General features: G+C 70.6%; 18 protein-coding genes and 4 pseudogenes. 10 read left to right on the top strand and 12 right to left on the bottom strand.

Going from position 1 to position 19,869, the window contains the following annotated elements:
* From ACTWQO_RS32205 to ACTWQO_RS32180, 6 genes and pseudogenes are all read left to right on the top strand, one after another.
* Positions 1-682: pseudogene (locus ACTWQO_RS32205) on the top strand (condensation protein); the annotation flags it as partial.
* Entirely contained in the window at positions 679-1,428 is a 750-nt protein-coding gene (locus ACTWQO_RS32200; RefSeq protein ID WP_443240895.1) for a class I SAM-dependent methyltransferase, read from the top strand. The pseudogene ACTWQO_RS32205 and the gene ACTWQO_RS32200, both read left to right, overlap by 4 nt.
* A 15-nt stretch (positions 1,429-1,443) precedes the next feature.
* Positions 1,444-2,364, top strand: a complete 921-nt coding sequence (locus tag ACTWQO_RS32195) for a hypothetical protein (protein ID WP_443240899.1) — start codon at positions 1,444-1,446, stop codon at positions 2,362-2,364.
* The gene (locus ACTWQO_RS32190) at positions 2,361-2,636 is read left to right on the top strand and encodes a Trm112 family protein (RefSeq protein ID WP_443240894.1); all 276 of its coding nucleotides are present in this window, start codon (positions 2,361-2,363) and stop codon (positions 2,634-2,636) included. The genes ACTWQO_RS32195 and ACTWQO_RS32190 overlap by 4 nt, the downstream gene beginning before the upstream one ends.
* A complete protein-coding gene (locus ACTWQO_RS32185) occupies positions 2,633-3,580 on the top strand; it encodes an FkbM family methyltransferase (RefSeq protein WP_443240893.1) in 948 nt (315 codons plus the stop codon). The genes ACTWQO_RS32190 and ACTWQO_RS32185 overlap by 4 nt, the downstream gene beginning before the upstream one ends.
* On the top strand, positions 3,468-4,058 hold the full coding sequence (locus ACTWQO_RS32180) for a hypothetical protein (RefSeq protein ID WP_443240892.1): 591 nt from the start codon (positions 3,468-3,470) through the stop codon (positions 4,056-4,058). Before ACTWQO_RS32185 ends, ACTWQO_RS32180 begins: the two co-directional genes overlap by 113 nt.
* A gap of 156 nt (positions 4,059-4,214) precedes the next feature.
* On the opposite strand, the gene ACTWQO_RS32175 is transcribed toward ACTWQO_RS32180, so the two are convergent.
* The 5 genes and pseudogenes from ACTWQO_RS32175 to ACTWQO_RS32155 form a co-directional block, all read right to left on the bottom strand.
* Positions 4,215-5,510 carry an RNA polymerase sigma factor gene (locus ACTWQO_RS32175; RefSeq protein ID WP_443240891.1) on the bottom strand — a complete coding sequence of 432 codons (1,296 nt, stop codon included), beginning with the start codon at positions 5,508-5,510 and terminating at the stop codon, positions 4,215-4,217.
* Positions 5,511-5,534: 24 nt separating this feature from the next.
* Positions 5,535-5,906: a YciI family protein gene (locus ACTWQO_RS32170; protein WP_443240890.1), complete on the bottom strand. Its 372-nt coding sequence runs from the start codon at positions 5,904-5,906 to the stop codon at positions 5,535-5,537.
* Positions 5,907-5,939: 33 nt separating this feature from the next.
* Positions 5,940-6,344 (bottom strand): DUF998 domain-containing protein, encoded by a 405-nt coding sequence (locus ACTWQO_RS32165; protein ID WP_443240898.1) that lies wholly within the window; start codon positions 6,342-6,344, stop codon positions 5,940-5,942.
* A pseudogene (locus tag ACTWQO_RS32160) lies at positions 6,311-6,646 on the bottom strand (DUF998 domain-containing protein); the annotation flags it as partial. The gene ACTWQO_RS32165 and the pseudogene ACTWQO_RS32160, both read right to left, overlap by 34 nt.
* 163 nt (positions 6,647-6,809) lie before the next feature.
* On the bottom strand, positions 6,810-7,421 hold the full coding sequence (locus tag ACTWQO_RS32155) for a GNAT family N-acetyltransferase (protein ID WP_443240889.1): 612 nt from the start codon (positions 7,419-7,421) through the stop codon (positions 6,810-6,812).
* On the opposite strand from ACTWQO_RS32155, the gene ACTWQO_RS32150 reads away from it, so the two are divergent.
* On the top strand, positions 7,420-7,590 hold the full coding sequence (locus ACTWQO_RS32150; RefSeq protein ID WP_443240900.1) for a hypothetical protein: 171 nt from the start codon (positions 7,420-7,422) through the stop codon (positions 7,588-7,590). The genes ACTWQO_RS32155 and ACTWQO_RS32150 overlap by 2 nt on opposite strands.
* A gap of 148 nt (positions 7,591-7,738) precedes the next feature.
* Here ACTWQO_RS32150 and ACTWQO_RS32145 read toward each other — a convergent pair.
* The 3 genes and pseudogenes from ACTWQO_RS32145 to ACTWQO_RS32135 all read right to left on the bottom strand — a co-directional run.
* Positions 7,739-7,852, bottom strand: a pseudogene (locus ACTWQO_RS32145) (NUDIX hydrolase); the annotation flags it as partial.
* A 214-nt stretch (positions 7,853-8,066) separates the two neighbouring features.
* Positions 8,067-8,372, bottom strand: a complete 306-nt coding sequence (locus ACTWQO_RS32140) for a hypothetical protein (RefSeq protein WP_443240888.1) — start codon at positions 8,370-8,372, stop codon at positions 8,067-8,069.
* Between the two features lie 383 nt (positions 8,373-8,755).
* Positions 8,756-9,628, bottom strand: coding sequence for an ATP-grasp domain-containing protein (locus ACTWQO_RS32135; RefSeq protein ID WP_443240887.1), 873 nt, complete (start codon positions 9,626-9,628; stop codon positions 8,756-8,758).
* A 141-nt stretch (positions 9,629-9,769) separates the two neighbouring features.
* On the opposite strand from ACTWQO_RS32135, the gene ACTWQO_RS32130 reads away from it, so the two are divergent.
* Positions 9,770-10,984, top strand: a complete 1,215-nt coding sequence (locus tag ACTWQO_RS32130; protein WP_443240886.1) for a MerR family transcriptional regulator — start codon at positions 9,770-9,772, stop codon at positions 10,982-10,984.
* Positions 10,985-11,021: 37 nt separating this feature from the next.
* Here the strand turns inward: ACTWQO_RS32130 and ACTWQO_RS32125 are convergent.
* The 3 genes and pseudogenes from ACTWQO_RS32125 to ACTWQO_RS32115 all read right to left on the bottom strand — a co-directional run.
* A pseudogene (locus ACTWQO_RS32125) lies at positions 11,022-12,086 on the bottom strand (acyltransferase family protein); the annotation flags it as partial.
* Positions 12,083-14,410 (bottom strand): glycosyltransferase, encoded by a 2,328-nt coding sequence (locus ACTWQO_RS32120; protein ID WP_443240885.1) that lies wholly within the window; start codon positions 14,408-14,410, stop codon positions 12,083-12,085. The gene ACTWQO_RS32120 and the pseudogene ACTWQO_RS32125, both read right to left, overlap by 4 nt.
* Before the next feature lie 172 nt (positions 14,411-14,582).
* Positions 14,583-16,091, bottom strand: a complete 1,509-nt coding sequence (locus tag ACTWQO_RS32115; RefSeq protein ID WP_443240884.1) for a serine/threonine-protein kinase — start codon at positions 16,089-16,091, stop codon at positions 14,583-14,585.
* A 197-nt stretch (positions 16,092-16,288) separates the two neighbouring features.
* Here ACTWQO_RS32115 and ACTWQO_RS32110 point away from each other — a divergent pair, with 197 nt between their 5' ends.
* Together ACTWQO_RS32110 and ACTWQO_RS32105 are read left to right on the top strand one after the other, a co-directional pair.
* Entirely contained in the window at positions 16,289-17,539 is a 1,251-nt protein-coding gene (locus ACTWQO_RS32110; RefSeq protein WP_443240883.1) for a serine hydrolase domain-containing protein, read from the top strand.
* A gap of 89 nt (positions 17,540-17,628) precedes the next feature.
* The gene (locus ACTWQO_RS32105) at positions 17,629-19,227 is read left to right on the top strand and encodes an alpha/beta hydrolase (RefSeq protein ID WP_443240882.1); all 1,599 of its coding nucleotides are present in this window, start codon (positions 17,629-17,631) and stop codon (positions 19,225-19,227) included.
* Here ACTWQO_RS32105 and ACTWQO_RS32100 read toward each other — a convergent pair.
* Positions 19,124-19,831, bottom strand: coding sequence for a FadR/GntR family transcriptional regulator (locus ACTWQO_RS32100; protein WP_443240881.1), 708 nt, complete (start codon positions 19,829-19,831; stop codon positions 19,124-19,126). The two genes, ACTWQO_RS32105 and ACTWQO_RS32100, sit on opposite strands and share 104 nt — an antisense overlap.
* Positions 19,832-19,869: the final 38 nt, after the last annotated feature.

The following is a 19,869-nucleotide window of genomic DNA, read 5'->3' as shown; positions in this document are numbered from 1 at the left end:
CTCCCCCGGCAACGGCATGCTCGTCACCGAACTCCCCCTCCCCCACCGCCCCAAAGGCTCCCCCTACACGGTGAACGACCAGCTGATGGTCACCACAGCCCTGATGATCAGCCACTGGAACAGGGAACACGGCGAACACCCCCGCCCCCTCCGCATCACGATGCCCGTGGACGACCGCCCCAGAGACACGACGATGCCGATAGGCAACGGCACCCGCCTGGTCGAAGTCCCCTTCACCCCGGACGAGTTGAACCCGACGGACATGCCCGAACTCCTCCGCCGAACGGCACTCCGCACCCGCGCCCTCAAGTCCCTCCCCCGCCCCCAACTCGGCCACGGAGCCACCCTCCTCACCGCCCCGGTCACCCCCGTGTCCTGGCGCGCAGCCCTCACGAGAACCCTCCGCCGAGCAGCCGCCCCCTGGACCTCGACCACGCTCCTCAGCAACATCGGCCGCATCCCGTACCCCCTGGACTTCGGCGAGGAAGCCGGCCGCGCGCACGCCGTCTGGTTCTCGGCGCCCGCGAGAATGCCCCGCGGCCTCACCGTCACCACCGCCTCCACCGCCGGCCGCCTGCACCTGGCCCTGCGCTGGTCCCGCGCCCTGCTCAGCCACGGCGACGGCGCGCACCTACGCGACCTCTTCGAGCACTATCTGCACACCACGGAGGTGGCCCCATGACGACCACGTCCACGACCACCACCCCACCCCGCACAGAACTCCGCGACTTCTACGAGAACCCGGCGGTCCCCGTAGCCTCCGGCACCCCCCGCACCCTCCGCCAGGCCCGCCTCCTGGCCACCGCCCTCGGCCCGTCGACCGGCCCGGCCGGCCACACCCGCACGATCCTCGACATCGGCTGCGGCGACGGCACGGCGGCCGCCACCACCGCACCTCTCCTCCCCGGCCACCGCATCATCGGCGTCGACTGGTCCCAGGACGCCCTCAAACGCGCGCACACCAGAATCCCGTACACCCTCCGCGCCGAGCTCAACTCCCTCCCCTTCAGGGACAGTTCGGCGGACGCCGTGCTGTTCAGCGAGGTGATCGAGCACCTCGTGGACCCGGACGCCGCCCTGGACGAGATCCGCCGGGTGCTGCGCCCGGGCGGCCATCTGATGCTGTCCACCCCGAACCTGGCCGCCTGGTACAACCGCGCCCTCCTCCTCGCGGGCGTGCAGCCCGTCTTCTCGGAGGTCAGCCTGCGCGCGATCCACGGCCGGCCGGGGCGGGAGGTCGTAGGACATCTGCGGCTCTACACGGCCCGCGCCCTCCGCGAGTACGTCACCGCGGCCGGCTTCGACGTCGTACGACTCAAAGGGGCCCCCTTCCACGGCGTACCGCGCCCCCTGCGCCCGCTCGACCGTCTCGCCTGCTCCAGAGCCCCACTCGCCTCGATCCTCCTCCTGCACGCGCGAAGGACGTAGCCGATGTGGTGGGGAGTGGCCGCGGCCCTGTTGGCGAACGTCCTGTACAGCACCGGTTTCGTCCTGGAGAAACGGGCGCTCGCGGCCCTGCCCCAGGTGACTGTGCGCGAACCGGCGAAGCTGCTGCGGCTGGTCCTCGGCAGCCCGCTGTGGATAGGCGGATCGCTGTCGTTGGCCGCCGGTTTCGCCGCACAGCTCGTCGTCTACCGCACGCTCCCGATCGCCGCCGCGCAGGGCATCTTCGTCTCCGGCCTGGTGCTACTCGTACTGCTGTCGGCGCGGCTGCTCGGCGAGGAGACCACCGGCCGCGAGCGGTACGCCCTCGGCGCGATCCTCGCCGCGCTGCTGATGGTCGTGCTGTCGCTGCGGGAGGACGCGGACACCGTGGGCAGCGAGGCGCCGTACCCCCTGATCCTGCTGGTCTGCGTACCGTCGCTCGCCGCGGGCGTCTGGCTGTACGGCTCCGCCGAGCGCCGCGCCCGCCACCGGCACCGGCTGCCGACGACCGGCGTCGAATACGGCGTGGCGGTGGGCGTGTTGTACGGCGTCAGCTCGCTGGCGATCAAAGGCGTCTCCAACTACCTCACGGACCTCACGGCAGGCGGGATCGGCGAGGCGCTGCTCAATCTCCTCCGCTCCCCGTATCCGTATCTCCTGCTGTTCACCGGCGCGTTCGGGCTGGTCATGTCCCAGGCGGCGCTGCAACGCTGCCGGGCCTCACTGATCGTGCCGGTGTGTACGACGGTGACCTGCCTCTATACGGCGGTGCTCGGCACGCTGTCGTTCGGCGAGGCGCTGCCGCAGGAGCCGTTGCGGCTGGCGCTGCGGCTCGCGGGCACGGCGCTGGCGATCACCGTACTGCTGACCATGCCCAAGCACGACCGGCAGGCAGCCGCCCAACCCTCCCTCGGTGCCAAGGAGTTGACACCACCGTGAAACCCGACGACCCCCTGCTCCAGATCCTGGCGTGTCCGCTCGACAAGGGCCCGCTGCACCTAGTCACGGACGAGACGGATGAGACGGACGCGACAGGCGAGACGGACAAGTCCGACAGGGAGGAGCTGCTGTACAACCCGCGCCTGCGCCGCCGTTATCCGATCGTCGACGGCATCCCGCAGCTGCTGCCCTCGTCCGGCGAGCAGGTGACGGACGACGAACACGAGGAACTCCTCAAACGACTCAACCCCCTCAAACGGACGGCCCCATGATGCCCACGGCCCCCAGGACCCTCGCCGCCCGTGTGGCGCCCCTGCTCCCGACCCGCCTGGTCGCGGCAGCCGCCCGGGCCGTCTACCCCCGCTTCGAACCGGAGCTGGCCCGGCTCGGCGAGCTGTGCCCGCCGGACTGCGGCACGGCGGTGGACATCGGCGGCTGGTACGGCCCCTGGACGCGCCGCCTGGCAAGGCGAGCACGCGAGGTGGTGACCGTGGAACCGGTCCCCCACCTGGCACGCCTCCTCGCCGGCACATCCCCACCGAACGTCCGCGTGATCCGCGCCGCCGCCTCCGACCACCCCGGCGTGGCCCGCCTCTGGCTCCCGGCGGACGACCCAGGAGACAGGGGCGTGTCCTCCCTCATCCGCCGCGACATCCACAGCCGTGCGCTGGACGTGGGATGCGTAGCCCTGGACGACTTGGGGCTCCGGAATGTCGACTTCATCAAGATCGACGTGGACGGCGGCGAACTGGCGGTGCTGCGCGGCGCGACGGGCATCCTGTCCCGCGACCGCCCGGCTCTGTTCGTCGAGTTGGAGTCCCGCATCCAGCCGATAGCCCGCGTAGTCACCTACCTCTCCCTCCTCAGCTACGACGGCTGGGTCCTGCCCGGCGACACCTGGGTCCCGCTCGCCTCCTTCCCTCTGGAGGCCCACCAGGCGGAGGCCGCCCACGTCGTCTCCCAGGGCCTGCTCCCCCGCGTCCTCCCCTTCCGCCACCGCCCCCGCTACGTCAACTCCGTCCTCTTCCTCCCGGACGGCCGCCGTCCGGGAGGTCGCGTGGTGAGAGACGAGGTGCGGGACGAGGTGAGCGACGATGGGGGGCATGCCGTCCGCAACGCGCCCCCCAGGCCCCTTCACCCCCCTCGACTTCCAGCTGGTCCTGCTGCGCCGCATGGCCGACCACAATCCGGACCTGGTGGCGGACGCGCGAGCTGAACTGGGCGTCTCCATCGCGGACATGCGCGAGGCGAACAAGCGCTGGCAGGCAATGCGCCACTCACCGCGCGCCCGCGCGGCGGCCTCCCGCTACCGCTCGATCCTGGGCACCCCCGAGTCTTCCGCGACCCGCACGATCGGCGACCTGAAATGCGAGGCCTGGCAATGGCCCCTCCCCCTCTGGCCCGACCTCCGCTTCGAGGTCCTCACCGCCCCGAACGGCGCGGTATGGAACGAGTGGCTGGTCCGCGCGCCGGGCGCCGAGGGCCCGACTCTCCGCACCTTGGACGACCTCACCCCCTGGTCCTGCACGGTCGACGAGGCGGCCCGAGCGTTCGCCCCGGCCCGTCCACTGGAGGGTTCGGCCCCGACTCGGTGGGGGCTGGCGTTCACGGCGCCGGATGCGGAGGGGAGGACACGGAAGGTGGTCGCGGAGTTCACGTGGGGGTTGCTGCAGCGGACGGCGGTCGGTGACTAGTGCCTGACTGAAATGGTTCGCCAGGTTGGTGCGAGCGTGGCTCGATACTGGTGTCCGCAGCGGGACACACCATCGCTGTCCCTGGAGGGCGCGGAGAACGAGACCGCCGGCGCCAAAGGGGTGCACGATGGCGGTACCCAGTCGATCCGCTGCTTCCTATTCCGGCTGTCGGCCGGGGGCGGCCGCACTCTTGAGGTACAGGATTCGTTCAGCCTGGTTCCGTGTGAGCTCCGCGGCCCGCGCGAACTCGGCACGCGCCTCGTCACGTCGGCCCATCAGGGTCAGCAACTCTCCGCGTACGGCCGGGAGTTGCGGATAGTCGCGGAGTGCCCGCTCCTCGGTCAGCTCGTCGACGAGCGTCAGTCCGCGATCCGGGCCGTCCGCCATGCCCACCGCGACGGCCCGGTTGAGCAGGATCACGGGAGTCGGCTGGAGGTAGGCCAGCACCTCGTACAAAGCGGCGATGCGTGGCCAGTCGGTCTCTTCCGCGGAGGGGCTCCGGGCATGGCAGGCGGCGATCTCGGCCTGCAGCGTGCAGGGGCCGCCGCCCAGAGACTCTGCACGGTCGAGGGCTTCGAGACCACGGCGAATGAGGAGCCGGTCCCACCGTCGGCGGTCCTGGTCCCGGAGGAGTACCGGCTGTCCGGCGGCGTCGGTGCGCGCCGACAGGCGGGAGGCGTGCAGCTCCATGAGAGCCACCAGACCGTGCACCTCTGCCTCGTTCGGGAGCAGGGACGCGAGGATGCGTCCGAGGCGTAGCGCCTCCTGGCACAGCTCGGGGCGTGTCCAGCTCGCACCACCTGTCGCGGAATAGCCCTCGTTGAAGATCAGGTAGATGACCCCCAGGACCGAGGAAAGCCGATCGGTCATGTCATCGGGCGTGGGCATCTCGAACCGGACGCCGGCGTCGGCCAGCGCGCGTTTGGCCCGCACGATGCGTTGTGCGGCGGTGGGCTCCGGGATCAGGAAGGCCCTCGCGATCTCTCCGGTGGTCAGTCCTCCCAGCAGCCGGAGGGTCAGCGCCGCCTGCGCCTCGGCGGACAGCACCGGATGCGCCGCGGTGAACATCAGGCGGAGCAGATCGTCGCCGATGTGGTCATCCAGTGCCGCGTCCAGGTCTGCCTGTGCGGATTCCTGCTGGATCTCGGCATCGCGGCCCAGCAGGTCGAGCTTGGTCCTGTACCGCTCCTGGCGCCGCAGCAGATCGATCGCGCGATGCTTCGCGGTCGCCATCAGCCACGGGCCGGGATCGTCGGGTATGCCGGTTCTGGGCCATTGTTCGAGCGCGACCACCAGGGCGTCCTGGGCCAGCTCCTCGGCCAGGCCGACGTCGCGTACGAGCCTGGCGAGTCCCGCGATCAGCCGGGCCGACTCGATGCGCCAGACCGCTTCCACGGCCCGACGGGTCGCGCGGAAGGAGTCTTCGGGATCGGTCGGACCGGCGGCTGCCATGCCGCCGATCCAACCATCCCCACGCTAGGCGGGCGAGGCGAAGTCCTCGGGTCCCATCACCTTCAGGATCTCAGCGTCTCCTTCCCAGCCCGGCCACAGGTCCCGGTGCAATTGCATGAACCGCGACGTCCACTCCACGACCTCCTCCTTGGTGCGTACTTCGTAGAGCGCGTAGCTGATGATCTCCTTCGCCTCGGCGAACGGGCCGTCGGTCACGGCCAGCTTCCCTTCCGACAGGCTGACGCGGGCGCCCGTCGCGCTCGGGGCCAGGCCGGCGGTGTCGAGCAGGCTGCCGGCGTTGGTCGCGTCCTCGCCGAGCTTCATGATCGCGGCCATCAGCTCGGGCGGGGGCGGGGTGGTGGGTCGGGCTGCCTTGAGCAGCGCCAGGTATCGCATGTTCGGACCTCTCTCGTGGGTGGGAGCTATGAGCTATGCGGCCGATGGGCGTGTGGCGGCGCCGTAGAAGTGAATCGAGATCAGCGACAGCCACGCCCAGGCCAGCAGGATCGCCGCGGTGAACGTCAGGTTCGCCCAGACGCGTCCGCCACTGGCGGCCAGCGCCAGGAAGGCCGCCAGGAACACGACCGCCGTGGTACGCGAGGACATCGCCCATCCCCGCCGGTCAGCGTCTGCAAAGCGACGGGCCAGTACGAAGCACGCCGCGACGAGGCCGATGAAGCCGATGCCCGCCGACACGAAATGCAGCATGCCGTGCCAACTGGTGGAGGTGCCCTCCTCGGCCGTACCCGGGGGAAGCCCTGCGCCGGATCTGCGCGGAAGACCCCGGCTGCCACCATGCTCAACCCATAGACCGACAGCAGCCGGTGGGCCCAGCTGCTGCCTCTGCCCTGGGCGAGCACGCGACGCAGGCCATCGGCACCGGCGATGACCAGCAAGCCGGTCGCGATCAGGTTGGTCATCTGGATCCAGCCCAGGCTGCCGTTGGCGAGCAGGCTCCACGCGTGTCGTGTCAGGTCGAAGCCCTCACGGGCCCCCGCCTGGGTCAGCGAAATCACGACGTAGAACGGCCCGGCGATGACACCACAGGCCAGCAGGCCCTTCTCCTTCCGCGTGGCCGGGATGCGCACGCGGGTTGCGGCCTTCGCAGCCGTTGTCGCCGTATTCGTCTGCGACATCGTCCCTGTTCCCTTCGAACCCGAGGGCCGGCGTTCCAGCCCTTTCAACTGGAGCTCGAACGGGAAGAGGAGGATTCGACATCGCCCACCAAGATTTTTTCGAACCGCGTCGACGTACCCCAGTCCCTGCGCCGACGGGCGCTCACCGAGCCCGCTGGTGCTCTTACCCGTCCGCGCCCGCACGGGGTGGCTCCAGAGGGCCGTCAAGGGGCACAGGGACCTTGAACAAGTGCAGGTTGGTGGCGGCGAGGGTTTGCTCCGCGTCGTACGCCTCGAAGGTGCTGATGCGCTGGAAGCCGAGGCGGGTGGCGAGCTTGAGCGAACGCTCGTTGGCTGTCTGGGTCACGACCAGGACCGGTTGGTCGGGCAGTTCGTCGGCAGCGGCGCGCAACGCGGCCGTGGCGGCCTCGAACGCCAGCCCCGCGCCCCAAGCGCTGTGCCGCAGCAGGTAGGTGAGTTCCAATTCCCCACCGTCCTCGGTGACGTGCCCGGGAAGGTCGGCGGAGCGCCGGTCGAGCACGAGCGTTCCGATGAGCCGGTCGGTCGTCTTGTCGGCGATGACGAACGTGCCGGGCTTGTTGGCCACGTTGGCGATACCGGCCGCGTCGAGATACTGCTCGACAGCACTCCGGGGCCTTGGTCCGCCGAGGTACATCCGAACCTGTGGATTGGTCTGAAGCTCGATGAGTCCGTCGCGGTCGGCGTCATGGGCCTTGCGCAGCCGCAGTCGATCCGAGGTGATCACGGCGGCGGACAGCAAGGACGAGGAAGTCATGGAATCCATCCTCCACCAACTCCTGACCCTCCTGGGCCCACTCGGCGCGCATACGTTCGTCGACGTCGAAACCCCTACAGGCAAGGATCCCGATCAGAGCACCACCGAGCGCGAACAACTCCGCCGCGAGGTAGAGGCGATCGCCAAGGCCAGCGGCCTCGAACCGTAGCCACGCGGCCGCTGTCCCGGCCGGAAGTGCCGGGACAGGGCTTCAGGATCTCAGGGAGTTCCACGACCAGTTGGCCCGACACAGGCAGAAGCCCGTAGCCCCGGCCTTCGAGGCGCGGCTGCGGGAACTCCTCCCACCGGTCAGCGGATAGCCATTCGATGCGGTCGGACTCGTTCTTCTCGGTGGGCGGACTGGCGTAAGTGGGGCCATCGACGCGGAAGACGTGGTGCTGCGAGTCGGTGATCCCGTTGGCCGGCTTGGCGGTCATTGACCACGGCAGCCACAGCCAAGTGCCGGAGGCGAACGACGTGGTACTCCGGAGGGCGCACGTTCGCCCCTTTTAGCGTCACTTCGTGCGAGCCGCGACGCTTGCAGGTCTCGCCTGAACCCCCGTGAACATCCTCCACATGAAACCGCAGGTCAAAGCCAACACACCGCATCCTCTGTGCGGTTCCACCCTTGCCTGATCTCTGCGGTCAGAGGCTGGAGAAGATGTTGCCGACCAGGCCGACCACGATGCCGATGCCCAACACGATCGGCCCGAGGTACGCCCTGGTCCGGGACGTCTGACCATCGCCCACGACGTATCCCCGCAGTTTCGTGAACTGGTCGTCGATGGTCTTCTCGGAAGCCTTCAGGGCGCCTTGGAACTCATTCCTGAGGCGCTCCCTCGCCCTCTCTTCCCGACGGTCGAGTTCGTCACGCAGACCGCGCTGTGCCGCCTCCAGAGCCTCGATGCGCTGCTCCAGCGTCTGACCGTGCACCGTCCCAGTGGCCGTCATCCTCAAGCCGCCAAAGAGGCCGTGAGCCGACCCGTACACGGTGCGCGTGCCGGGGAGGGTGGGCCCTGCACCCGGGTCATCGCAGCACGTCGGCCTTGGTGGTGCAAGGCCCCCCGTGACGGTGAACCGGACCTCGCCCGTCTCTTAGCGTCACACGCGCTGCCAGTCCCACCGCCACCCCAGGGAGGACACGCCACCTGACAGCCGGGGGCGAACGAGCCAGGGGAATCACCGTCCACCCCTGCTGCGTACGCCAGTTGGGCGCTCAGGGCGCCGGGCGGCACAGGGGCGCCCAACCGTCCCGCGGGACACGAGGGCTTCGGGCCGATCCTGTTCTGACGGCCCAGTGGTCGCGCCGCGCGGACTCCCCGAACTGACCGCCGTCAGCGAGCAGCCGCCGCCAGGATCGCGTCACTGACCGCTGACACCGACCCCGGATGCAAGAACAGAAACAGGTTCGGCTCGACCAGTTCCAGTTCCATCACCCGTGGTTCGCCGTCGGGGCCGTCCACGAGGTCCACGCGCGCGTACAGCAACTCCACCCCGTCCGGCACAGCAGCCAACGCCCGCTCGGCGACAGCAAGTTCGGACGCGGTGGGGGTCCAGGGCTCGAGGTTCGGGTGGGCCACCTTGGGCGCGTCGTATGCCGTGCCGGGTGCCAGTACCGCGCGCTTGCGGCTGGCGTGCAGCAACCCTCCGCCGAAGAACTGCAGTGCGCGCTCGCCGCTGACGTCTATGCCGCGCATGTACGGCTGCACCATCGCGGTCAGCCCCTCCTCGTGCATCCGCCCGAGATGCCGTACGGCCGTGTCGTGGTCGTCGGGCGTGTAGCGGGCGGCGTACCGGGCGCCGGCGCCGGAGGTGGGCTTGATGACGTACTCGTGGTCGTGGGGGAGGTCGGCCGTATCCCCGGGCGCTATGTAGCTGGTAGAGACGACCGGCACTCCGGCCCCCGCAAGCTCCCCGAGGTACCGCTTGTCCGCGTTCCAGCGCACGACCTCCGCCGGATTCGCCAGCCTCGTCAGGGTCGCGCACTTCTGTGCCCACGCCAGGAATTCGTCCGCCCGCCAGCTGTAGTCCCAGGTGGAGCGGATGACGGCCAGGTCGTACGCGGCCCAGTCGGCGTCGGGGTCGTCCCAGAACACCGCCTCCGCCTCGGCCCCGGCCTCACGCAGCGCCCGCAGCAGCACGGGGAGGTCGGCGTCCTTGCTGGGCTCCGGGCGGGGGTCGTAGGTGACGAGGGCGACTCGGGGCACGGCGGGACTCCATTCTCGTACGGCGTCCCCGCAGGCTAACCGCCGTGCCCGCAACCGCGACAACCCATTTGACCTTCACCTTTGGTGAAGCCCCAGCATCGGTGGCGGAACAGGGGGAGCTCACGGATGGATCAGATGGCGATGGATCTGCTCACTATCGGCGCCTTCGCCAGGGCGTCCCGGCTCACGCCCAAAGCACTGCGGCTGTACGACGAACTGGACCTGCTGCGGCCCGCCCACGTCGACCCCGACACCGGCTACCGCTACTACGCGCCCGGCCAGTTGGAGCGGGCCCGGCTGGTGGCGTGGCTGCGGCGGCTGGGGATGCCGTTGGCGCGGATTCGTGCGGTGTGTGGGCTTGAGCGCGCTGCCGCCGCTCGGGAGATCCGTGCCTACTGGGCCGGCGTCGAGGCCGAGACGGCGGTCCGGCGTGACCTCGCCGCGTTCCTCGTCGATCAGCTGTCCGTCGTAGCGGATGGACCGGGTATATCGGGAAGGGGCACCATCATGCTGGAACTGCGTTACTCCGCCCACTCGGACATCGGGCGGGTGCGCCCCGCCAACCAGGACACCGCGTACGCGGGCGCGAGGCTGCTCGCCGTGGCCGACGGGTACGGGCCGGCGGGCGCGCCCGCGAGCAGCGCCGCCGTACAGGCGTTGAAGTTCCTGGACGGGGAGGAGGTGCCGGCCGGCAGCGTCCTCAGTCTGCTGGAGGATGCCGTGCAGGGGGCGAGCGAGGCTGTTCGGGATGTTGCGACCGATGGCCAGGAGGCCGGGACCACCCTGACCGCCGTGCTGTGGACGGGGTCCCAGCTGGCCCTCGTCCACATCGGCGACAGTCGCGCGTATCTGCTGCGGGACGGCGGCCTCTTCCGGATCACCCACGATCACACCGTCGTCCAGTCGATGATCGACGAGGGCCGGTTGGCGCCGGAGGAGGCCGGGGCCCATCCGCAGCGGATGCTCCTACTCAAGTCCCTGGGGAGCGGCGGCCCGCCCGCTGTCCCTGACCTGCGTCTGCACGAGACCCGCGCCGGTGACCGTTACCTCCTCTGCTCGGACGGCCTGTACGGCGTCGTCCCCGAGGACCGCATTCGGCAGCTCCTCCTCTCCGTCCCGGATCCGGACACCGCAGTACGGGCACTGGTCGACGCCGCCAACTACGCCGGCGGCCCGGACAACGTCAGCTGTGTCGTGGCTGACGTCGTCCGGGCCGGAGAGCGGGCGTCGGGTCAGGGCGAGGAGGGTAGAAGTCCCGGGGGCGCCCGCGCCGGTCCCGCGCCCGGGCCAGCAGGCTGCCCGGGTACTCCACCGCCCAGTAGCTCACCGTCGCGGCGAGCACCGCCGTCGCCGTGACGATCGCGACGGCCAGGGCGAAGCCCGGTCGAGAGCCCTCGGAGGGGAGCAGGCCGGTGTCGTAGAGGAAGAGCATGACCGGCTCGTGCCAGATGTAGAGGCTGTAGCTGATCAGGCCTACGGCGGTGAGCCAGCGGGCGCGTAGGGCGCCCTGCCAGCGTGGTTGCGTGCGGTTGTGGAGGATGGCGTGCAGCAGTGCGAGCCAGAGCAGGGCCGCCAGGGGGTGGTAGTACGTGCGCCAGAAACCCTCGGGGCCGGTGGCACGGGCGATGTACGACAGGGCGTACAGGGCCGTTGCCGCGGTCGCCGCCAGTGTGGTTGCCATCCGTACGCCCAGTCGTCCCCTGTCCTCCAGGGCCACCAGCAGCACCGCCAGGCCCATCCCTGCCGCGAAGCCGCCGAAGCGGGCCTGTGGGCCGAAGTAGACGGGCCAGTCGGTGTGCGGGATGCCGAGGGTGTAGTGGGCGATGGTGATCCAGGCGAGCGGGAGGGTGTAGAGGGTCGCGCAGCCCGCCATGCTGGCCGTGATGCGCGCTCGGCGGGTGGGCAGGCGGCGGAAGGCGCGGATCGCCGGCGGGCCCAGTGCGATCAGGACCAGGTAGAAGCTGATCTCCAGGGAGAGGGACCAGGTGGGGCCCAGGGTGTAGAAGATCCGCTCGCGGTCGAAGATGTGCGTGAACGTGAGGTGTTCGAGCAGGTCGCGCCAGTCGCCGGGCAGGGTCGGGTTGCGGCTCGCCCAGACGACCAGGACCGCCGTCACGTACACCGGCAGGATCCGGATCGCCCGCCGGAACAGGAAGTCCTGGCCCGTGCGGACCGTGCCCTCGTCGTCGATCGCGGCGCGGGCGTACGGGAGTGTGAGCAGGTACGCGGACATCACGAAGAAGAGGTCGATGACCTCGAGGGACAGCAGGGCGGCCAGGTGGGGGTTGTCGACCGGCGGGTGGCTGCCTGTCGCGTCGTACACGTAATACTGCTGCCAGACGTGGAAGGCGACCGTGCTGAGGGCGGCGAGGCCCCGGACGCCCTGGAGTTCCTGGGTGCGGGTCCGGGTGCGTTTGCGAGTGGGCGCCTCAGCAGGCGGTACGGTCGTCAGCGTCATCGGGCCACCGCCTTCGCCACCGCGCGCGGCGTGACCCGCCAACGACGGTCGCCCAGCAGCTCCTTGAGGTGGGACTGACGGGCCACCATGTTCTTGAAGTGGGTGTAGAAGACGGTGGAGACCAGCAGGTAGCGCCAGAACCAGCCGCGTCGGCGGTGCAGTTCGGGGACCGCGAGCCGCCATGCGAACGCCGCCTGCACCGCGCCCGCCGACACGGTGAACGCGGCGGCGAGCAGGCAGGTCGGCACCGCCCAGTCGATGCGGTCCACGCCGCCCGCTCGCCACACGGAGTGGAGCAGGATCGCGGGGATCTGGAGGGTCAGCCAGGGCTGTACCTCGCGCCAGCCGAGCAGCACGAACAGGCCTGCTTTCTGGCGGGTGGTGAAGGCGTCCGAGCGCAGCGCCCGCGCGAGATGCCGTAGCGACACCTGGAGCCAGCCCTGCGCCCACCGCGAGCGCTGGTTCCACAGCGGCCGCAGGGTCGTCGGCGCCAACTCCCGGGAAATCAGGGTCCTGTCCACGGCGATCCGCGCGCCCTGGGTCAACGCGCGTAGCGTCGAGTCGATGTCCTCGGTCAGCATCGAGCCGTGCATCCGGGTGCGGGCGAGGATGTCCGTGCGCCAGAAGCCGTTGGAGCCGCCGAAGATGCCGAAGCCGTACATCCGGGCCCGGCCGGGGTGGCTGACCGCGTAGATGGCCTCGAACTCGGCGGCCACCTGCCGCGCCGCCCAGGAGCCGTCGCCGTTGCGGATCACGCAGTGGCCCTGGACGACGTCGTGGCCGTTGGACAGCCAGTCCCAGGCATGGCGGAAGGCATCCGGCGCCGGATGGTGGTCCGCGTCGAAGATCCCGACGAACTCGCCGCGCACCTGCGTCACGGCCGCGTTGATGTTCTGCGCCTTGGAGGTGCTGCCCGGCACCTGGAGCAGGACCAGGCGTGGGTCGCGGGCGGCGACGGCGCGCAGGGTGTCCTCGACCGGCAGTGGGTGCGGGGTGTTGTACGCGAGGACGATCTCGAGGTCGTTCGGGTAGTCGAGGCTCAGGAACGACTCGACGGTGTCTACGATCGTCGCCGCCTCGTTCGGCAGATACGCGGCGATGACGGCGCTCGCGGGCGGATACGGCTGCGCGGGTTCGGCAGGCCGCGCGGGGGCGTCGAGCGAGAAGAGGCACTCCAGGATGATCAGCGCGGCCGACAGCAGCAGCCCGGCGACCACCACCCAGTACACGGTTCCGGCGAGGTCCCAGCCGAGCGCGTCGTACGTCTGCTCGTAGAGCAGGAAGGGGGCGCCGATGCCGAGCAGCAGGGCGAGCAGCGGGGACATCGCCAGCAGTAACGGACGTATACGAGGACGGCGTGCGCGGCGGTGCGGGGTGCTGGCCCGCATCCACGGTTCGTAGCGGACGGGCCGCAGGTCGCGATGGCGCAGTGCCTCGGCGACGGCGGCGACGGCCTGGGCGGTGACGTGGGCGGCTTCGCCTGTCTGGTCGGCGAGTTGGACCCAGCCGACGGCCGGGGTCAGCCGTACGTTCTCGTCGGCGACGACGAACCGGGTGCCCGCCGCGGTGGTCGCGAACTGGTGCAGCCGGCGCCGGGCCGTCTCCTCGTCGAGGCCCGGCATCAGTACGAGCAGCCGCCCGTCCTCGTCCCGGCCCAGCCGGTCGCAGCCGCCGCCGAGCCGCTCGACGACCTGCGCGAGCCGCTCGGCGACCTCCTGCCGGACCCGCGGCCCGAACCGCTCCTCCAGCGTGGCCATTTCGGCGACCTGGACGACGGCGAGCACGCCGCTTCGCCGGCCGGTGACCGGGCGGCGGAGTTCGCGGTCGAGTTCGGCGCGGAAGTGCGGCGCGGAGTACAGGCCCGTCCGCGGGTCCAGGGCCAGCCGCTCGACGGGGACCGGCACGCGGTTGAGCTTGGCGGTGATGCGCGCGGAGAGTTCCACGGGGTCGGATGCGTCCGGTACACAGTCGTCGGCGCCGTGGGTCAACAGGTCGGCGACGGCGGCCGGTTCACGGTCGTCGGTGACCATGAGCAGCGGAACCGTCTGGCCTTCGGGGGCGGTGCGGATCTCGCGGACGACGTCGACGCCGCGCGCATGTTCGTCGAGCGCGACGATCGCGTCCGGCGGGGCCTGGCGGACCTGCCGGTTCACCTCACCGGGCAGGGCGTGGACGACTTCGTAGCCGGTCGACTCGAGCGTCCGGGTGAGCCGTTCACGCCTCGGGCCCGGGGTGCCGACGGTGAGGACACGTCCGGCTGTCTCCGGAGGAGGGCAGGCCAGAGCGTCCCGGGGCGCGGGTGTGCGCCTCAGTTGGGTGTGCATGTATGGGGTCCCATCCTGTTCGGATTGTGGGGGGAGGACCTTGATGTGGTGTGTGCGATGCACCAGCTTCGACGACCGCTGTGACACCGCCCCTTCAGTGGCGTAACACTTCTATGTCGTGTTCATGCCCAAATTGCGGAGGTGGGACGGTGGGACGGGCGGGACGGTTCCCTCAGCCGGTCTCGCTCACGCGGACTCCGTTGGCGGCGGTGTCGAAGACCTGCCGGTACTTGTGCCACTGCGCGTTCGGCGCGGAGAGGTAGACCACGTACTGCGTGCCGTCGCTGCTGGAGAACGCCAGCTCCGCCGCTCGGTACTGCCGTGCCCTGCCGTCGAAGGTGAACTCCCAGTACCCGGCGGGTCGTCCGCGGAAGGTCGTCTCGGCCATCCGCACGCGTTCATAGCCGGGGTTGTCGCGGGCGGTCTGTTCCTCTTCCGTCTCGCGCCAGTGCCGTAGCGGATCGGTGCCCGCGAACTCGATGGCGTTGACCCTGAGCCCGACCAGGCCGGACGGGTCGATGTAGACGATTTCACCGCCGTCCAGCGTCTTACGGGTCCAGCCGTCCGGCACGGGTACGGAGAAACCGCTGCCCGCCTTCCTGAGCTGATATCCGTCGGGAACCGGCGGCAGGGTGGCGCTGGGACGGGGACTGGTACTGGGAGATGCGGAGGCACCGGACCCGGACGGGTGTGAACTCGGCTCATCGGCAGGGCGGTTGAGCCACCACAGTGCGCCGCCGCCCGCCACAGCGGCGGCGAGGACCACTGCCACGACCGACCGCACCACCCTGCTGTTTTTCCTCGCGGGAGGCGAGGGGGCCTCGGCCCGTTCCGACCGTGTGGGCGGATCGAGGCGAGCGGTCCGTGTGGCGGTCACATCGCCCAGCCGGCGTTCGACCTCGTGCACGTCCATGCGCTGCCCGGGTTCCTTGGTGAGCAGACCCTCGATGACCGGGGCCAGGTCCCCGGCGTTGCGCGGGGGCTCGTACGGATCCGTTGCGATGGCGTACGCGGTCTCGATCGGGGTGTCGCGGGCGAACGGGTGCTGCCCCTCGACCGCCTGGTACAGCGTCGCCCCCAGGGCCCACAGGTCACTGGCGGGACCGGGCTCGGCTCCCCGGAGGCGTTCGGGCGACAGATAGCGGATGGAGCCGATCAGCTCACCGGGCTTGGTCAGGGAGGACGTTCCCGACTCCATGGCGATCCCGAAGTCGGTGAGCACGATCCGCCCGCCGTCACCGAGCAGGACATTGGCGGGTTTGACGTCCCGGTGCAGGACCCCGGCATCGTGAGCGGCGCGCAGGGCGGCGGCCATGGCCAGGCCGATCCGGGCCGCTTCCTCAGGAGGCAGCGCACCCCGCTCCTTCAGCACGTCACTCAGCGTGGCCGACGGTATGTACTCCATGACGATGCACGGCAGGCCCTCGTCATCGACGACGTCATGCACCACGATCACATTGGGGTGCGCGATCCGGGCGGCGCTACGGGCCTCGCGGCGGGTGCGCTCGTGGAGCGTCCGGACCTCGTCGTCGTGCAGGTGCGACGGGATACGCAGCTTCTTCACGGCGACATGACGGCCCAGCAGCTTGTCCTCGGCGCGCCACACGGTGCCCATGCCGCCACTGCCCACCCGCTCCACCAACAGGTAACGGCCGGCGACGAGTCGCCCAAGATCGGACACCGAGATCGTCACCTTCTCCGCTTCCCGTTAGTGAACAGTCGAGGCCGACGAGGCACGATAACCCATACGGACGTACGGGCACGCCAATGGTTCGATCACATGGACGGGTGGGGCACGCACGGGTGGGGCTACCCCCAGTTTCGAGGTTCCGGGCTGCCGGATGGGCCCGCGGTGTGCCGGTCCGTAGCGTCTGATCCGTGTTGACGACGATGCGGAAGCAGTGGGGCCGGCTCGTCCGGCCGAGGGTGGCGCTGGTCGCGGCCGGTGTCGGTGCGGCGGTCGTGGGGGCCACCGTGCTCGGCTCGGGAGCGTGGGCGCAGGGCGACGACAGCGGCTCGGTGGGCGGTACGCGGTTGCAGCGGGACGCGGACGCGGTGGTGGGTACCGGCGCCTCCGGTCTGGTCGTGCGGGCGCGTGACGCCGGCGGGCGCGATCGCGAGGCCAGGGCGGGTGTCCGGGATCTGGACCTGGGCGGGCGGGTCCCCTTCGACGCGTACTACCGGATCGGCAGCGACACCAAGACCTTCGTGGCCGTGGCCGCTCTTCAGCTGGTGGCCGAGGGCGAGTTGGCCCTCGACGACACCGTCGAGAAGTGGCTGCCCGGGGTGGTGACCGGCCATGGCAACGACGGAAGCCGCATCACCATCCGCAACCTGCTCCAGCACACCAGCGGCCTGCCCAACTACACGGACATCCTGTTCAGTGACCCCAAGGAACTGACGCCCGAGAACTATCGCGCGAAGCGCTTCACGGCGCGCACCCCCGAACAGCAGGTCGCGTTGGCCATGACACGCGCTCCGGGCTGGCTGCCGGACGCCGAGGACCCCGGCTCCGAGACCCGGTGGGCCTACTCCAACACCAACTACGTCCTGATCGGCATGATCATCGAGCGGGCCACCGGACATCCCTGGGAGCAGGAGATCCACGAGCGGATCATCGAGCCGCTCGGCCTGCGCCACACCCTGACGCTGGGCACCTCCGCCTACGTCCCCCAGCCCACCGCCACCGCCTACCTCCAGTTCCCCGGCCGGGACGACCTCACCGACACCACGCTCCAGGTCGACGGCGGCGCGGACGGCGGCATCGTCAGCACGACCACCGACATGAACACCTTCCTGCGCGCCCTGATGGACGGCACGTTGCTGCCGCCGAAGCAGCTTGAGCACATGCGCACCACGGTGCCGGCCCCCGACTTCGCCGGCGGTGAAAAGGCCCGCTACGGGCTCGGCATCGCCTGGCGCCCCGTCGACGGCTGCGACACCGGCGTCTGGTACCACGGCGGCACGTCCTTCGGCACGGTCTCCGAGGCCGCCGTCACTCCGGACGGCGAGGTCTCGGCCGCTGCGGCCGTGTTCACCACGCGCTTCGGCGACCAGGAGCGCTCGGCGGAGCAGGAGAAGGCGACGTACGGGATGATCGAGCGCGCGGTGTGCGGAGGGCGCGGTTAGAGGCGCGTAGGAGCACAGCAGTCCCCGGCTCGACCCCCGAAAGCCCCTGCCAGGGCCTGGCACAACCGCGCTCTTCACGAGGAGGACCCATGCCGTCAAGGGGCAGATCCGCGCTGCGGCGCATCGCCGTACAGGGCACGACCATGGCCGTGGGAGCTGCCATGGCCGTCATCACCGGTCTCGCCGCCGCTCCCGCGGTCCACGCGTCGTCTCCGTCCGCCACCGGGGTCCTGCGGTGGGCACCGTGTGACGAGCCGGAGAAGCCGGGAGCCGAGTGCGCCACTCTTTCGGTGCCGGTCGACTGGGCCCGCCCGGACGGGCCGAGACTCGACCTGGCTGTGGCCCGCCGCAAGGCCACCGACCCCGGCGCACGCGTCGGCTCGATGGTGTTCGGCCCCGGCGGGCCGGGCGACTCGGGTGTGGAGATGGTGGTGGGCCGTATCAGCCGGTTCAGCCCCGAGGTCCGCCGCAGGTTAGACATCGTCAGCTTTGACCCGCGCGGCGTGGGCGGCAGCAACCCGGTGACCTGCTCCGGCGACCTGCTGGCCGAGCGGCCGACACCGGAGCTGAAGAGCCAGGCGGACTTCGACGCCACCGTGGCGTACAACGGGCGGCTCCGTGCCGACTGCCGGGCCCGTACCGGCCCGGTGCTCGACCATCTTGACACCGCCCAGACCGTACGGGACTTGGACGCCCTGCGGGCTGCCCTCGGGGAGCGGAAACTGACCTTCCACGGCAGCTCGTACGGCACGCTGCTCGGGGCGCAGTACGCCGAGACCTACCCGCGCCGCGTCCGCGCGATGGTGCTGGAGAGCGTCATGGACCACAGCGTCCCGACCACCCGTGCCTTCCTGCGGTCCGAGGCGGCCACGGCAGAGGATTCCTTCCAGGAGTTCGTGAAGTGGTGCGACGGTGCCGCGGACTGCGCGCTGCACGGCCGCGACGTCCGCGCCGTCTGGCAGGGCCTGTTGGCCCGGGCCGGGCGCGGCGAGCTGGCGGACCCGGCGAAGCCGGGCACTTCGCTGTCGTCTTCGGACCTGGTCAACAAGATCGCGTTCCGGAAGTTCTACCAGGCCGACTACGCGGGCCTGGCCAAGGCGATCGCGGCGATGGAGGCGAGCAAGCCGCTGCCCGCGTCGCCCACCTCGACAGCGCCGCTGCCTCCGGCCACGCCGGTCTTCTGCTCGGACTGGCAGCTGCCAGTGCGCGACTACCGGGAGTACGCCTCGCTCGTCGCCATGATGAACATGACGGCGCCTGACCTGCCTTACCTGCTGCCGATCCACATGGCAGCGGCGTGTCTGGGCGCGCCGACCGCCAACCCGCAGCACCGCCTGGACGTACACGGTGCCCCGCCGATCCTGGTGTCCAACGCACTGCACGACCCCGCCACCGGTTACCAGTGGGCGGTCTCGGTGGCCCGGCAGCTCGGCCGCAGCGGCGTCCTCCTCACCTACGAGGGCCACGGCCACGGCAGCGTCACCAGCGGCCCGTGTATGGAGGACGCCGTGGACAGCTACCTCACCGACCTGGCAGTCCCACCACGGGGCACCAGCTGCCCCGCCGTGAACGCCGGCCTCGCGCCTACTCCCCCTCCCCCGGATCCCAGTCCAGCAGCCGTACCTTCGCGACCGTCCGGACATGCCGCCGCATCGCCGCGGCGGCAGCTGCGGGGCGGCGGTCGGTGATCGCGTCGAGGATGGCCTCGTGCTGGGCGTAGGAACGGGTGGGGCGGCCGGGCTGGCGGAGGGACTCGGTGCGGCTCTCGGCGATCTGGTCGGAGATGGAGCGCATGAACTCGGCGAGGATGCTGCTGTGCGCGGCAGCGGTGACCGCCGCGTGGAACAGGCGGTCGCCGTCGACGCCGGGGCGGCCGTGCTCGATCTCCTCGGCCATGTACGCGAGGGCCCGGCGCATCGCGGTCAGGTCGTCCTCCGTACGGCGCTCCGCGGCCAGTTCGGCGAGTTTCGTCTCCAGGGCCTCACGGGCGTCGAGGACGTCGGGGAGGCGTCGGCGGCGTTCGACCAGTTTCTCCACGGGCTCCACGTCGAGGCTGTCCCGGACGAGGTACGTGCCGCCGCCGTGCCGCGCCTCCACCAGGCCCTGGACCTCCAGCACCACGATGGCCTGCTTCACCGAGGCCCGGCTGACGCCGAGACGCTGGGCGAGGTCCCGCTCGGGCGGGAGACGGTCGCCGGCCTTGAGGTCACCCTCGGCGACGTACTGGCGCAGCCGGTCCAGCACCTGCTCGTAGAGGCGCTGCTTGCTCATGGGGCGCAGGGCGTCGGTCACAGGGTCCCCCTCTCGTGGGGAGGGTAACACTGGGTGGT

The organism is Streptomyces sp. 4N124, from assembly GCF_052245395.1.
Lineage (GTDB): Bacteria > Actinomycetota > Actinomycetes > Streptomycetales > Streptomycetaceae > Streptomyces.
This window is presented reverse-complemented; position numbering and strand designations above follow the sequence as displayed.

Coding starts and splice junctions, on each gene's coding strand:
- ACTWQO_RS32200 (WP_443240895.1), top strand. CDS start 679: ATGACGACCACGTCCACGACCACCACCCCACCCCGCACAGAACTCCGC.
- ACTWQO_RS32185 (WP_443240893.1), top strand. CDS start 2,633: ATGATGCCCACGGCCCCCAGGACCCTCGCCGCCCGTGTGGCGCCCCTG.
- ACTWQO_RS32180 (WP_443240892.1), top strand. CDS start 3,468: ATGCCGTCCGCAACGCGCCCCCCAGGCCCCTTCACCCCCCTCGACTTC.
- ACTWQO_RS32175 (WP_443240891.1), bottom strand. CDS start 5,510: ATGGCAGCCGCCGGTCCGACCGATCCCGAAGACTCCTTCCGCGCGACC.
- ACTWQO_RS32170 (WP_443240890.1), bottom strand. CDS start 5,906: ATGCGATACCTGGCGCTGCTCAAGGCAGCCCGACCCACCACCCCGCCC.
- ACTWQO_RS32150 (WP_443240900.1), top strand. CDS start 7,420: ATGGAATCCATCCTCCACCAACTCCTGACCCTCCTGGGCCCACTCGGC.
- ACTWQO_RS32155 (WP_443240889.1), bottom strand. CDS start 7,421: ATGACTTCCTCGTCCTTGCTGTCCGCCGCCGTGATCACCTCGGATCGA.
- ACTWQO_RS32140 (WP_443240888.1), bottom strand. CDS start 8,372: ATGACGGCCACTGGGACGGTGCACGGTCAGACGCTGGAGCAGCGCATC.
- ACTWQO_RS32130 (WP_443240886.1), top strand. CDS start 9,770: ATGGATCTGCTCACTATCGGCGCCTTCGCCAGGGCGTCCCGGCTCACG.
- ACTWQO_RS32120 (WP_443240885.1), bottom strand. CDS start 14,410: ATGCACACCCAACTGAGGCGCACACCCGCGCCCCGGGACGCTCTGGCC.
- ACTWQO_RS32105 (WP_443240882.1), top strand. CDS start 17,629: ATGCCGTCAAGGGGCAGATCCGCGCTGCGGCGCATCGCCGTACAGGGC.